Origin of the sequence: Streptomyces sp. NPDC058872, assembly GCF_042743065.1 — a bacterium.
Classification (GTDB): Bacteria; Actinomycetota; Actinomycetes; order Streptomycetales; family Streptomycetaceae; genus Streptomyces.
Genome location: NZ_JBHYMK010000033.1, coordinates 74086 through 86534, shown reverse-complemented (window position 1 = coordinate 86534; position 12449 = coordinate 74086). Strand labels below are relative to the sequence as shown.

Annotated in this window: 12 protein-coding genes; 8 read left to right on the top strand and 4 right to left on the bottom strand. The window is 73.4% G+C overall.

Annotated elements, in window-relative coordinates:
* Positions 1-327: 327 nt before the first annotated feature.
* The 3 genes from ACFW22_RS21665 to ACFW22_RS21655 all read left to right on the top strand — a co-directional run bounded on the left by ACFW22_RS21665 (position 328) and on the right by ACFW22_RS21655 (position 3598).
* Positions 328-1395, top strand: a complete 1068-nt coding sequence (locus tag ACFW22_RS21665; protein ID WP_386407066.1) for a PP2C family protein-serine/threonine phosphatase — start codon at positions 328-330, stop codon at positions 1393-1395.
* A gap of 269 nt (positions 1396-1664) precedes the next feature.
* On the top strand, positions 1665-3005 hold the full coding sequence (locus tag ACFW22_RS21660; RefSeq protein WP_386407063.1) for a transcriptional regulator: 1341 nt from the start codon (positions 1665-1667) through the stop codon (positions 3003-3005).
* A gap of 62 nt (positions 3006-3067) precedes the next feature.
* A complete protein-coding gene (locus ACFW22_RS21655) occupies positions 3068-3598 on the top strand; it encodes an NUDIX hydrolase (protein WP_386407060.1) in 531 nt (176 codons plus the stop codon).
* Between the two features lie 152 nt (positions 3599-3750).
* On the opposite strand, the gene ACFW22_RS21650 is transcribed toward ACFW22_RS21655, so the two are convergent.
* Positions 3751-4611, bottom strand: coding sequence for a 3-hydroxybutyryl-CoA dehydrogenase (locus ACFW22_RS21650; RefSeq protein ID WP_386407057.1), 861 nt, complete (start codon positions 4609-4611; stop codon positions 3751-3753).
* A 198-nt stretch (positions 4612-4809) separates the two neighbouring features.
* Between ACFW22_RS21650 and ACFW22_RS21645 the strand changes: the two genes are divergently transcribed.
* A complete protein-coding gene (locus tag ACFW22_RS21645; RefSeq protein ID WP_386407054.1) occupies positions 4810-6108 on the top strand; it encodes a glycoside hydrolase family 10 protein in 1299 nt (432 codons plus the stop codon).
* A gap of 4 nt (positions 6109-6112) precedes the next feature.
* Here the strand turns inward: ACFW22_RS21645 and ACFW22_RS21640 are convergent, their stop codons facing one another.
* Both ACFW22_RS21640 and ACFW22_RS21635 read right to left on the bottom strand, forming a co-directional pair.
* On the bottom strand, positions 6113-6316 hold the full coding sequence (locus ACFW22_RS21640; protein WP_386407051.1) for a DUF1918 domain-containing protein: 204 nt from the start codon (positions 6314-6316) through the stop codon (positions 6113-6115).
* A 93-nt stretch (positions 6317-6409) separates the two neighbouring features.
* Complete coding sequence (locus tag ACFW22_RS21635) at positions 6410-7381, bottom strand: DMT family transporter (RefSeq protein ID WP_386407048.1); 972 nt, start codon at positions 7379-7381, stop codon at positions 6410-6412.
* On the opposite strand from ACFW22_RS21635, the gene ACFW22_RS21630 reads away from it, so the two are divergent.
* The 4 genes from ACFW22_RS21630 to ACFW22_RS21615 all read left to right on the top strand — a co-directional run bounded on the left by ACFW22_RS21630 (position 7380) and on the right by ACFW22_RS21615 (position 11384).
* Positions 7380-8816, top strand: coding sequence for a PLP-dependent aminotransferase family protein (locus ACFW22_RS21630; RefSeq protein WP_386407045.1), 1437 nt, complete (start codon positions 7380-7382; stop codon positions 8814-8816). The two genes, ACFW22_RS21635 and ACFW22_RS21630, sit on opposite strands and share 2 nt — an antisense overlap.
* A gap of 99 nt (positions 8817-8915) precedes the next feature.
* Positions 8916-9377: a GNAT family N-acetyltransferase gene (locus ACFW22_RS21625; RefSeq protein WP_386407042.1), complete on the top strand. Its 462-nt coding sequence runs from the start codon at positions 8916-8918 to the stop codon at positions 9375-9377.
* Positions 9378-9446: 69 nt separating this feature from the next.
* Positions 9447-10022, top strand: coding sequence for a histidine phosphatase family protein (locus ACFW22_RS21620; RefSeq protein WP_386407039.1), 576 nt, complete (start codon positions 9447-9449; stop codon positions 10020-10022).
* 201 nt (positions 10023-10223) lie between these two features.
* Positions 10224-11384, top strand: a complete 1161-nt coding sequence (locus ACFW22_RS21615; RefSeq protein ID WP_386407036.1) for a methyltransferase — start codon at positions 10224-10226, stop codon at positions 11382-11384.
* Between the two features lie 140 nt (positions 11385-11524).
* Here the strand turns inward: ACFW22_RS21615 and ACFW22_RS21610 are convergent, their stop codons facing one another.
* On the bottom strand, positions 11525-12352 hold the full coding sequence (locus ACFW22_RS21610) for a sigma factor-like helix-turn-helix DNA-binding protein (RefSeq protein WP_386407033.1): 828 nt from the start codon (positions 12350-12352) through the stop codon (positions 11525-11527).
* Positions 12353-12449 lie beyond the last annotated feature (97 nt).

Sequence of the window (12449 nt, the reverse complement as noted above, 5' to 3'; positions counted from 1 at the left end):
CGGGCGCGGCCCCTGACGCGCCGCAGCGCGGGGGCGGCCCCCCCCGGCAAGGTCCCGGGGGGGCCCCTCCGCCGTTCCGGGGCACGGGTGCGTCCCGCGCCGTCGTGCTCCTTCTGGGTCTCGCACGCCCGCTCGGGGACCGGTCGCCCGTGCGCATGGCGCAGCCCTGGCGGAGGGCGGCGAGCGGGGGGTGCTCACTCCTTCGGGTGAGATGGCCGAAGGGTGTTCCTCCCCGATCCGCCGGTCGGCAGAATCGATGCGGCTGCAGGCGCGGACCTGCGTGCCGCAGGGCCTCCGGGCACTGCTGGGGCTCGGGAAGGGCCGTACATGATCCGTACCAGCTCCTTGGTCGCCGACGGCTCCCCGCTCCGCCGGGCGGCGCCCCTCGTCCTTCCCCTCGTCTGGGGCGCCGTGGCCGTGGCATGGAAGTTCGCTTGCCCGCTGGCCCGCCAGCCGGGTCTGCCGATGCGGATCGTCACCAGCGTCGTCTTCCTCAGCGTCGGCATCGCCCTGGTGCTGGGCGTCCGTCGGGGGCTCGCGCGGGAGCTCGACCGGGTCCGGACCGTCGCCGCCGCCGCCCAGCGGGTCCTGCTGCGTCCGCCGCCGGCCCGGCTCGGCGGCTTGAGCCTTGCGGCGGGGCAACTGTCGGCCTCCCGGGACGCGGTCGTCGGCGGGGACCTCTACGAGGCGGTGGTGACCCCCCACGGCGTGCGGATCGTCATCGGGGACGTGCGGGGCCACGGGCTCCCCGCGCTCGGTGCGGTCGTCGCGGTCCTCGGCAGCTTCCGCGAGGCCGCTCACGACGAGCGCGAACTCGGCGGCGTGCTGCGCCGTCTGGAGCGTGCCCTGGAGCGGCACCTGAGGGAGCGGGCGCGCGAAGAGCATCCGGCGCGGTGTGGTGAGGGACCCGAGCATCCGGTGGTGGAGGAGTTCGTCACGCTGCTGCTCCTGGAGGTCCGCCCCGACGGACGGCTCGCCGTCCTCAACTGCGGTCACCCCGCCCCGTACCGCCTCGGGCACCGGGTGGAGCGGCTTTCGACCGGGGAGCCGCTGCCGCCGCTCGGGGTGTTGCCGCTGCCCGCCGTGCTCGTGCCCCACGTGACGGCTCGACTGCTGCCGGGCGAGACGCTGGTCCTCCACACCGACGGCGCCGAGGAGGCCCGTGACCGCCGCGGCCGGTTCTTCGCGCTCGACGCGGTCCTGGCCGGGGCGGTCGGCGAGGAGCCGGCGGCCCTGGTCCGCCGGGTCCGTGCGGCCCTGCTGCACCACACGGGCGGCCGGATCACGGATGACGTCGCGCTGCTCGCCGTCCGCAACGACCGCGTCCGGGTTCCGGCGCAGCCCGCCGAACCCGGGCTGCGCCGCACCCGGCCCGCCCCCTCCTCGCCCTGTTGAGCGGAGGGCATCGGGGCCGGCGCCGCCCGCCCCGCCACGGAGTGTCGGGCAGATCAGCGGGGCGGACGACGCGGACCGGGCGGCCGCACTGTACGAGGGGGAGCCGGCGGCCCGGCCGTCGCCTTGCGGCGAGAAGCACAGTCAACCGCGGCCGCACCGGGTGCGGCAGAGCGCGCGGACCGGGAGAACGGGTACTTGGTTCACACCCCGTGCGAAATCGGCCACCGCTAGGCTGAGTTCACGGAGCGACCGGAGTGACCGGAGCGGCCATGCAGCCCAACACCTTGCTCGACGCCCTGCTCGACGAAGCGGGCGTCTCGAACGCCGGCCTGGCGGCCCACGTGAACGTGGCGGGCCGGGACAGGGGACTCGCCCTGCGGTACGAACACACCGCAGTGGCGCGCTGGTTGAAGGGACAGCGGCCGCGCGGTCAAGTGCCGGACCTGATCTGCGAGGTGCTCGCCACCCGGCTGCACCGGCAGGTGACCCTGGACGACATCGGCCTCGGGGTGCCGGACGGGCCCTTGCCGGCAGCGGGTTCGCCGCTGTCCGGTTTCGTGGAGCGGGCGGCCGCCCTGTGGCGGTCCGACGAGCAGCAGCGCCCGCACATCGTGACCGCACCCGCCGTGACCGGAACCCCGGCGGTGATGCCGGTGTGGGAGTGGGAGAACCCGCCGGAGGACGCGGACGTCTCCCGCGCGGGCCGGACGACGGTGTCGGCCGCCGACATCACCGTCCTCACCGCCGCTCGTGCGCACTACGAGCAGATGTACCGCAAGGCGGGGGGCATCGCGACCCGGGCCCGGATCGTCGGTTTCCTCACCAGCCGGACCGCGCCGCTCCTGAGGGGCGCCTACGGCGACACCCTCGGTCGGCAGTTGCACCGTGCCACCGGCGGTCTGGTGGCGGTGGCCGGCATCTGTGCCTACGACGCGGACGCGCACGGGCTCGCCCAGCGCTACTTCCACCAGGCGCTGCGGCTCGCGAAGGCGAGCGGGGACCGGGGGCTCGGCGCCTATGTGATCGCGCTGCTGGTCAACCAGTCGTTGTTCATGGGGGAGTACCGGCAGGCGGTGGCGTTCGCCGAGGCGGCACTGCGGGCGGCGGGACGGCAGATCACCCCGGCGCTCGCCGCCGATCTGACGGCGATGCAGGCGAAGGCGTACGCACACCTGGGCGACCGGTCCGCCGCCTTGGCCTGCATCCGACTGGCCGAGGCGGCGGCGGAGCGGATCAGTCCGGGAGAGGAGCCGGCCGAGACCGGATACGTGGAGCCGGGGCTCGTCAACGTGCAGGTCGCGGAAGCCCTGCTCGGCCTGGGGGAGCTCGCGGCGGCCCATGAGCACGCGTCGGCCGCGGTCGGGACGCACTCGCACGACCGGGGGCGGGTGCACCGGCTCGCCATGCTCTGCCAGATCGAATTGCGGCAGGGCGAGGCGGACGGGGCGGCGTGCACGGCGCTGGAGATGACGGAACGGGCCCGGGGGATGGAGTCGCGTCGGATGCGCGACCGGCTGCGGCAGGTGCGGGAACACCTCCTCGCCAGCGGAGGCGGAGCGGCCCGGGAGGCGGCCGCGCTCATCGACGAGGCCCTGCGCGTTCCCCTGTGATCCCCTGACTGCTGCGATATTGCCACCAAACAATCACCGATCAGTCGGAAGGTGGCAAGAACGTGCAGTGGACGAAACTGAGCGAGCGCTCTGTCTATGAGAATCGCTGGTTCCGGGTGAACCTCGCGGACGTCGAACTCCCGGACGGCCGCCACCTCGACCACTACCTGATCCGACTCCGCCCGGTCGCGGTCGCCACGGCCGTCAACGAGGCGGACGAAGTCCTGATGCTCTGGCGCCACCGCTTCATCACGGACAGTTGGGGCTGGGAGCTGGCCGCCGGCGTCGTCGAAGACGGCGAGGACGTCGAGGCGGCCGCCGCCCGGGAGATGGAGGAGGAGACCGGCTGGCGGCCGGGGCCGCTGCGCCACCTCCTCACCGTCGAGCCCTCGAACGGCCTCTCCGATGCCCGCCACCACCTCTACTGGGCGGAGCGGGCGACGTACACCGGACCGCCCGAGGACGACTTCGAGTCCTCGCGGCGGGCCTGGATCCCGCTGAAACAGATCCCCGACATGATCGCCCGGGGGGAGGTCCCGGCCGCCAACATGGCCGCCGGGCTGCTGATGCTCCACCACCTGCGCCTCGGCTGAGGCGTCCGAAGGGGAGTGCCGGGCGGCCCGTACCTGTGCGGGGGTACGGGCCGCCCGACCGGAGTCGCGGCGTCAGGGGTCGGACGCCGCCGCTCCGGGTCTGGAAGGGGACCGGTCCCAAGGAGGGGCCGGTCCTTCAGGGGCGAGGGGGCTCAGGAGTACGGGTAGAAGCCGGAGCCCGTCTTGCGGCCGAGCCGTCCCGCGTCCACCATGCGCTGGAGCAGCGGGGGAGCCGCGTACAGCGGCTCCTTGAACTCGGAGTACATCGAGTCGGCGATCGACGCGATCGTGTCCAGGCCGATCAGGTCGGAGAGCTTCAGCGGGCCCATCGGGTGGGCGCAGCCGAACTCCATGCCGTTGTCGATGTCCTCACGGCTCGCGATGCCCGACTCGAACATCCGGATCGCCGAGAGCAGGTAGGGCACCAGCAGGGCGTTGACCACGAAGCCGGAGCGGTCCTGGGCCCGGATCGCGTGCTTGCCGAGGACCTTCTCCGCGAACGCCTGGGCCCGGCTGATCGTGCCCTCGGAGGTGGTGAGGGCCGGGATCAGCTCGACGAGCTTCTGCACCGGAGCCGGGTTGAAGAAGTGGATGCCGATGACCTGGTCCGGGCGCGAGGTCGCGACGGCCAGCTTGACCAGCGGGATGGACGAGGTGTTCGAGGCCAGGATCGCGTCCGGGCGGGTCAGCACCTGGTCCAGCACCTGGAAGATCTCGGTCTTGACCTGCTCGTTCTCCACGACCGCCTCGATGACCAGGTCGCGGTCGGCGAACTCTCCCAGGTCGGTGGTGAAGCTGAGGCGGGCGAGCGTCGAGTCCCGCTCCTCCTCGCTGATCTTCCCGCGCTCGGCGGCCTTCGCCAGCGAGTTGTAGAGCCGCGTGCGGCCGATCTCCAGCGCCTCGCCGGTGGTCTCGGCGACCTTCACCTCAAGCCCGCTCCGGGCACACACCTCTGCGATGCCCGCGCCCATCTGGCCGCAGCCCACCACTCCGACGCGCTCAATGTCGGCCATGGAGTCCGTCACCTCGTGCCTTTCGCTCTTCTCTGGCGGCGGGCCTCCGTGTGATTCCGGTGCGTCCGCCTCGACCCCCACGACGTTACCGCTCATTAACCGATGATCGATCGTCCGGGACGTGCATGCTGTCCAGGTGGGTGTGACGTATCCGACAGCGGAAGGGGACAAGTGCGGCCTATCGGTAGAAGAGGGTTCGTGGCCGGTGCCGCCGGTGTGACGCTCGCCGCGACGGGCACGACAGCGGCGACGCTCGCCGTGGCGGGAGCGACGGGAGCGACGGGAGCGACGGGAGCGACGGGAGCGGCGGGAGCGACCGGGGCCGCGGCGACCGGCGCGGTGGCCCCGGGGCGACCTGCGGTCCACCGGCGGCGGGAGTTCCGCGGCATGTGGTTGGCGACGGTGGCCAACCGCGATTGGCCGTCCCGAGCCGGCCTGACCGCCGAGCGGCAGCGCGCGGAGCTCCTGGGGCACCTGGACACGGCCGTCGAGCGCCGGCTCAACACGGTGGTCCTCCAGGTCCGGCCGACCGCCGATGCGCTGTGGCCCTCGCCGTACGAGCCGTGGGCGGAGTGCCTGACCGGGACCCAGGGCCGGGACCCCGGTTGGGACCCGCTGGGCACGGCCGTCGACGAGGCCCATGCGCGGGGGCTCGAACTGCACGCCTGGTTCAACCCCTACCGGGTGGCCAACCACATCGATCCGAGCCGTCTCGTCGCCGACCATCCGGCGCGGCTCCATCCGGAGTGGGTGCTGCCGTACGGCGGGAGGCTCTACTACGACCCCGGACTGCCGGAGGTCCGGGACTTCGTCCAGGACGCGATGCTGGACGCGCTGTGCCGCTACGACATCGACGCCGTGCACTGGGACGACTACTTCTACCCGTATCCGGTGGCCGGCCGGTCCTTCCCCGATGACGAGACGTACCGGCGGTACGGCGGCGACTTCCCCGACAAGGCGTCCTGGCGGCGGCACAACATCGATCTCCTGGTCTCCGGGACGGCCGCCCGGATCAAGGGGATCAAGGCGAGCGCGGCCTTCGGGATCAGTCCCTTTGGCGTGTGGAGGAACGTCGACACCGACCCGGAGGGCTCCGACACCCGTGCCGGCGTACAGACCTACGACGACCTGCACGCCGACACCCGGAAGTGGGTCCGGGAGGGCTGGATCGACCACGTCGTGCCCCAGCTCTACTGGAACATCGGTCTGCCCGCCGCCGACTACGCCAAGCTTTTGACCTGGTGGGACGCGGTCGTCCGGGGCACCGGCGTGGGGCTCTACATCGGGGAGGCCCTCTACAAGGCGGGTGCGCCCGCCCAGCCCGCGGCCTGGCAGGACCCGCAGGAGTTGTCGCGCCACCTGGCGCTGGCCGCTGCCCACCCTTCGGTCGGCGGCCACTGCTTCTTCTCCGCGAAGGAGGTCGCCGCGGACCCGATCGGGGCGATGACCACCGTGGTGGCCGATCACTACCCGACCAGGGTCCGTCCGCCGGAGTAGGGACTCAGCCGGTCCCGGCCCCCGGGCGGTGGCGTACGACGGTGTCGGGACCCGGAGACATCAGGGCCTCGTGCCCGTCGTCCTCGAACTTCACGCGGTACGGGGGAGTGCCGTTCTCCCCCAGCACCTGAAGGACCTCGGCCGTACGGTCGTGGTGACCGACGGTCCGGCCGTGCACCAGCAGTTTGTCGCCCACGCTCGCCTGCATCGGGTTGACCTCCTCGCGACCGGGCTTGCACGGTCCTGCTCCGCTCGGAGCCTCTTTCTGTCATTGTGACCCGTTTCGGCATCATTCGTCGCCTCAACCCTTGGTCCGCTGGGTGACCGCGATGCAGACCAGTACGGCCACCGCCGCCACCGGGGCGGCCAGGGGCAGCGCTTCGCCGAGGAGCGAGACCGACCAGAGGAGGGTGAGCAGCGGTTGGGCGAGTTGGAGCTGACTGGCCTTGGGGATGCCGATCTCGGCCATGCCCCGGTACCAGACGTACAGGCCGAAGAAGGTGGAGCCGGCGGCGACCCACGCGAGGCCGATGACGCCGTGTGCGGTCAGCCGCACCGGTTCGATCGACAGGGCGACGGTCGAGGCGGCCACCATGAGCGGTAGGCAGAGGACCAGGGCCCAGCCGATGACCTGCCAGCCCGGCATGAGCGCCGCGAGCCTGCCCCCCTCGGTGTAGCCGGCCGCGCACACCAGTAGTGCGCCGAAGAGGTACGGGTCGCCGGTGGAGAGCCCGCCGCCGCTCTGCTGGAGGGTGAAGCCGAGCACCACCACGGCGCCGGAGGCCGCCGCGATCCAGAAGGTGCGGGACGGGCTTCGGCCGGTCCGCACGGCGGCGAAGGCCGCGGTGGTGAGCGGCAGCAGGCCCACGACCACGGCGGCGTGCGAGGTGGTGGAGGTCTGCAGGGCCAGTGTGGTCAGCAGCGGGAACCCGATGACGACACCGCAGGCGACCACGGCGAGGCCCGTCCAGTGGCGGCGCTCGGGCAGGGGCACCCGGCCCGCGAGCAGGAAGGCGCCGGCGAGGAGACCGGCGAGCGTGGAGCGCACGGCCACCAGCGACCACGGGCCGAAGCTCTCCAGTCCCCAGACGGTCGACGGGAAGGTGAGCGAGAAGGAGATCACGCCGAGCCCGGCGAGCAGGGTGCCGCGGTTGCGGGGTGCGGAGGCCCGACGGAGGGCGTTCGGCGTGGCCGCGACGGATGTGGCCGTGGTGGATCCAGAGGCGGTGACCGCTATCGCGGTTGTCTTGGTAGCGCTATCCTGTGCTCTCATGAATGAGAGTAGCAGTGTGGCCGAACTGGCGAAAACCCTCAAAGCCGATATGGATCGCTACTCTCCAGGTGAGAAGCTGCCATCGAGTCGTGTGCTCGTCGAGCGCCATCGGGTCTCGCCGGTCACCGTCAGCCGCGCCCTTGCCCTCCTCGCGGCCGAAGGGCTCGTCGTCACCCGGCCCGGCGCCGGTGCCTACCGCGCGGAACCCCGCACCGCCGTTCCGGTCGCCGGGGACACCTCCTGGCAGGAAGTCGCCCTCAGCGCCGACGCCGCCACCGAGCTCGTCCCCCGGGCCGTCGACGCCTCCGGCGTCCTCGTCACCCTCGCCGCCCCTCCAGCCGGTGTGATCGAGTTCAACGGCGGCTACCTCCACCCCTCCCTCCAACCGGAACGGGCCCTCGCCGCCGCCCTCGCCCGCGCCGGCAGGCGGCCCGGCGCCTGGGGTCGGCCGCCCATCGACGGCCTCCCCGAGCTGCGCGCATGGTTCGCCCGCGAGATCGGCGGCAGCGTCACCGCCGCCGAGGTCCTCATCACCGCCGGCGGCCAGCCCGCGATCGCCACCGCCCTGCGCGCCCTCGCCCCACCCGGTGCGCCCGTCCTCGTGGAGTCGCCCACCTATCCGGGCATGCTCGCCGTCGCCCGTTCGGCCGGGCTCCGGCCCGTACCCGTGCCGACCGATGCCGGCGGGGTCCGTCCCGAACTCCTCGAAGCCGCCTTCCGCGCCACCGGAGCCCGCGTCTTCGTCTGCCAGCCGCTGTTCCAGAACCCGACCGGCACCGTGCTGCAGCCCGACCGGCGCCGCGAGGCGGTCCGCATCGCCCGTGCCGCCGGTGCCTTCATCATCGAGGACGACTTCGCCCGTCGTCTCGTGCACGAGGACGCGGGCCCGCTTCCCGCCCCCCTCGTCGCTGCGGACCCCGACGGCGTCGTCGTCCACGTCTACTCACTCACCAAGCCCACCTCGCCCAGCCTCCGGGTCGGTGCCCTCGCCGCCCGCGGCCCCGTCCTGGAGAGGCTGCGCGCCATCCAGGTCGTCGACAGCTTCTTCGTACCCCGTCCGCTCCAGGAGGCCGCGCTCGAACTCGTCGGCTCCCCGGCCTGGCCCCGTCACCTCCGCTCCGTCTCCCAGGAGCTCAGGAGCCGCCGGGAGGCCATGACCGGGGCGCTCGCCCGCCACCTCCCCGAACTCGTCCCGCCCCACGTGCCCTCCGGCGGCTACCAGCTCTGGTCACGGCTCCCCGACGCGCTTCCCGAGTCCTCCCTCCTGGCCGCCGCGCTGCGTGCGGGGGTGGCCGTCGCGCCCGGACGCCCGTACTTCTGCGCAGAGCCCCCTGCCGGCCACGTCCGGCTGAGTTTCGCGGGTGTTGCGGGCCCCGCGGAGATCGCCGAGGGCGTACGGCGCCTGCGCGCGGCGGTGGACGAGCTCACCGGCTGATCCGGAGGTGCCCCCTCCCGCCGGCCGCAGGGAAGGGGGCCGGGTCCGACCGGGGGGAATTCGCCTGACAATCCGCCGTGCCCCTGAGAGCCTTCGGCCATGAGCGACAGCACCGCCCTCGGCGTTACCGACGGCCCCGTCCTGTACGGGGCGTACGAGATCTCGACGGATTCCGCACGGATCGATGCGACACGCGTCCACCACTGGCTCTCCACCGATGCCTACTGGGCCCTCGGTCGACCTCGGGACAAGCAGGACGACGCCATCGCCGGCTCGCTGAACTTCGGCGCCTACCACCGGGAGACCGGAGAGATGAGCGCCTACGCCCGCGTCGTCACCGACTACGCCACCTTCGCCTGGCTCTGCGACGTCTACGTCGACCGACCGGCCCGCGGCACCGGCCTGGGCACCGCCCTGGTCGCCGCGGTCCGCGACCACATGGAGCCGTACGGCCTGCGCCGCATCCTGCTCGCCACTGCCGATGCCCACGGCGTGTACGAGAAGGTGGGTTTCACGCCACTGCGATATCCGGACAAGTGGATGGCTCTCGGGCAACAGTGAACCCGGTTCCCTCCCGTCCCCACGGCCGACCCCTTGACCAGCGGCGCCGTCGGCCCCACGATCGCGGCCATGGGTCTTCGGGTGACGCTCGTCACGGCAGCACGCAGCTCCGCCCTGCTCGCCGAACGCTTCGACGACGACCGGCCACTGGACGAGGCCGGCTGGTACGAGGTGCAGCAGGCCGCGCCCGCACTCATCCCGCTCGGCGAGGCCGAGCTGCGCTACTGCTCGCCGACCCCGCGCAGCCGCGCCACCGGCACCGCCCTCGGCTACGCGCCGCTCGCCCAGCCCGCGCTGCGCGACTGTGACATGGGCCGCTGGCGGGGGCTGACCCTGGCCGAGGTCGCCGCCCTCGAACCGGACGCCGTCGACGCCTGGCTCACCGATCCCCGCATCGCCCCGCACGGCGGCGAACCCCTCCTCGCCTTCATCACCCGCGTCGGGAACTGGCTCGACACCCGCCCCGCCGACGACGGCTCCATCGTCGCCGTCGCCGAACCCGCCGTCGTGCGGGCCGCCCTCGTCTACGCCCTGAAGGCTCCGCCCGCCACCTACTGGAGCGTCGACGTCCGTCCCCTCTCCACCGTCACCCTGACCGGTCGCCCCGGCCTCTGGCACTTCCGGCTCGGCGCCGCCCTGCGATGACGCAGGCCGGGCCGGCCGGGCGGGAGCGGGGCCGGTACGCAGGGCGGACCGCGTCAGCGCGGAGCGGGGCACCGGAGACCGGAAACGGCACCGGGAAGAGCAGGTCGGGGCGGGGCAGGGGGTGCAGAGACCGGGAACGGGGCCCGGCAGGAGCCGTGCGACGGGGCCCGAAGGGCTGCGACCGGCTAGCCTGAGAGCACGATGAACCGTTTGAGCACGTCATGGGGCGCCTTCACGCTGACCCGCTTCCCCGAGGACCCGCGCGACCCGTTGCGCGCCTGGGACGCGTCCGACGAATACCTCCTCGGACACCTCGCCGATACGGGAACCGACCTCTCCGGCACCGTCGTCGTCCTCGGCGACCGCTGGGGGGCCCTCGTCACCGCGTTGCAGGCCGCAGGCCCCGCCGAACTCGTCCAGGTGTCCGACTCGTACCTCGGCGGGCGGGCGACCTCGGCCAACCTCGCGCGTGCCGGGGCGGCCCCGGACGCCGTACGGCTGCTCACCACCCAGGATCCGCCACCGGAGCGGATCGACGTGCTCCTCGTCCGCGTCCCCAAGAGCCTCGCCCTCCTGGAAGACCAACTGCACCGGCTGGCGCCCGCCGTACACGAGAACACCGTGATCGTCGGCACCGGCATGGTCAAGGAGATCCACACCTCCACGCTCAAGCTCTTCGAGCGGATCCTCGGCCCCACCCGCACTTCCCTCGCGGTGAAGAAGGCCCGGCTGATCCACACCACCCCCGACCCGGCCGCCGCGCCCGGGCCGAACCCGTGGCCGCACCGCTACGCACTCCCCGCGGACACTCCGGCGCCCGGCCTTCCCGGACTGACCGTCACCAACCACGCCGGGGTCTTCTGCGCCGACCGCCTCGACATCGGAACCCGCTTCTTCCTCGCGAACCTGCCGGGCGGTCTGGACCGGGCCAGGGTCGCCGACCTGGGCTGTGGGAACGGCGTGGTCGGCCTCGCCGTCGCCCTCCACGAACCCGAGGCGGAACTGGTCTTCACCGACGAGTCCCACCAGGCGATCGCCTCCGCCCGGGAGAACTTCCGTGCCCACGTCGGCCCCGGCCGCACGGCGGAGTTCCTCGTCGGAGACGGACTCGCGGAGCTGCCCCCGGCCTCCCTCGACCTCGTCCTCAACAACCCGCCCTTCCACAGCCACCAGGCCACCACCGACCGCACCGCCCGCCGCATGTTCGCGGACGCCCGGCGCGCGCTGCGGCCCGGCGGCGAACTGTGGGTGATCGGCAACCGACACCTCGGCTACCACCTCACGCTCCGCAGGATCTTCGGGAACAGCGAACTCGTCGCGAGCGACCACAAGTTCGTGGTCCTGCGGGCGATCCGCACCTGAGCCGCCCGACCCCCGCCGCCCGAGCCGCTCGGAGCCGTCCCGGCGGGCGCGGCGCTCCGCCCCCGGGCGGTCGACCGCCACGACCCGCCGGTGTGCGCACCTCCGGGTGGCAGTGCTCGCTGCCCCCGGAGGCGCATCCGTCAGGAGCCCGGGAAGGCGAGGTCGAGCGCGCGCACCCGGTCCTCCCCGACGGTGACGGACAGGGCGACGATCACGTTCCGGCGGAGGGTCGCGGCGAACGCCGACACCGGCCGCCCGGCGACGAAGGCGACCGCGCCCACCGCCCCGTCGACCAGCGCGGGACGTGACACCTCCGCGCGCCGGGCGGAGGCGACGGCCACCTCGGCCACGGCAGCGGCGCCGTGCACCGTTCCGGCATCGGAGCGGGCGACCGCGTCGGGAGCGAGCAGCGCCCCCATCACCCGGTGGTCACCCGTGCGCACCCCCGCCATGAACCGGTCCATCACCGCCCGCTCCCGCCGGCCCGCGCCGCGGGGCGTCCTCCTGCCCCGGATCCGCTCCCGCGCGCGCCGGACGAGCCGCGCGGCCGTCTCCGGGGACACCCCGAGGACCCGCGCCGTCTCGTGCGGGGGCAGCCCGAACCCGTCGTGCAGCACCCAGGCGAGCCGCTCGTCATCGCGGAGCCCTTCGAGCACGACGGGCAACGCCAGCCACAGGAAGGCGACCCCGTCCCCTTCCCGCCCGCTGCTCCGCGCCTCCTCGGCCCGGTACCGCCCTCCCGCCGGGGCGCGCTCCCGCAGCCCCCGGAGGCACTCCCGACCCACGGCGGCCGTCAGCCAGGCGCGGACCGCCGCACCGCCGTCCCGGCCGAGCCCCGCCCGCACTGCCGCGAGCGCTTCCTCGGCCTCCGCGGGCGCTCCCGCGATCCGCAGGGCAACGGCCCGCAACTGTTCCTCGTGGGCGTCGAAGCAACCGGTCAGCGCGGTCAGAAAGGTGTCGTCGTGCATGGCGCCCCGTTCCTCGTCGGTTCCGTCACCGCGTTGACGCGGTGGCCCGAAGGAACGTGACGGCGCGGCCCTCCGCCCGGGGAGGGCCGTTCGGCGC

Excerpts from the sequence above, each read along its gene's own strand:
- ACFW22_RS21630 (WP_386407045.1), top strand. The coding sequence starts at position 7,380 with ATGAATGAGAGTAGCAGTGTGGCCGAACTGGCGAAAACCCTCAAAGCC.
- ACFW22_RS21650 (WP_386407057.1), bottom strand. The coding sequence starts at position 4,611 with ATGGCCGACATTGAGCGCGTCGGAGTGGTGGGCTGCGGCCAGATGGGC.
- ACFW22_RS21635 (WP_386407048.1), bottom strand. The coding sequence starts at position 7,381 with ATGAGAGCACAGGATAGCGCTACCAAGACAACCGCGATAGCGGTCACC.
- ACFW22_RS21660 (WP_386407063.1), top strand. The coding sequence starts at position 1,665 with ATGCAGCCCAACACCTTGCTCGACGCCCTGCTCGACGAAGCGGGCGTC.
- ACFW22_RS21665 (WP_386407066.1), top strand. The coding sequence starts at position 328 with ATGATCCGTACCAGCTCCTTGGTCGCCGACGGCTCCCCGCTCCGCCGG.
- ACFW22_RS21610 (WP_386407033.1), bottom strand. The coding sequence starts at position 12,352 with ATGCACGACGACACCTTTCTGACCGCGCTGACCGGTTGCTTCGACGCC.
- ACFW22_RS21640 (WP_386407051.1), bottom strand. The coding sequence starts at position 6,316 with ATGCAGGCGAGCGTGGGCGACAAACTGCTGGTGCACGGCCGGACCGTC.
- ACFW22_RS21615 (WP_386407036.1), top strand. The coding sequence starts at position 10,224 with ATGAACCGTTTGAGCACGTCATGGGGCGCCTTCACGCTGACCCGCTTC.
- ACFW22_RS21625 (WP_386407042.1), top strand. The coding sequence starts at position 8,916 with ATGAGCGACAGCACCGCCCTCGGCGTTACCGACGGCCCCGTCCTGTAC.
- ACFW22_RS21620 (WP_386407039.1), top strand. The coding sequence starts at position 9,447 with ATGGGTCTTCGGGTGACGCTCGTCACGGCAGCACGCAGCTCCGCCCTG.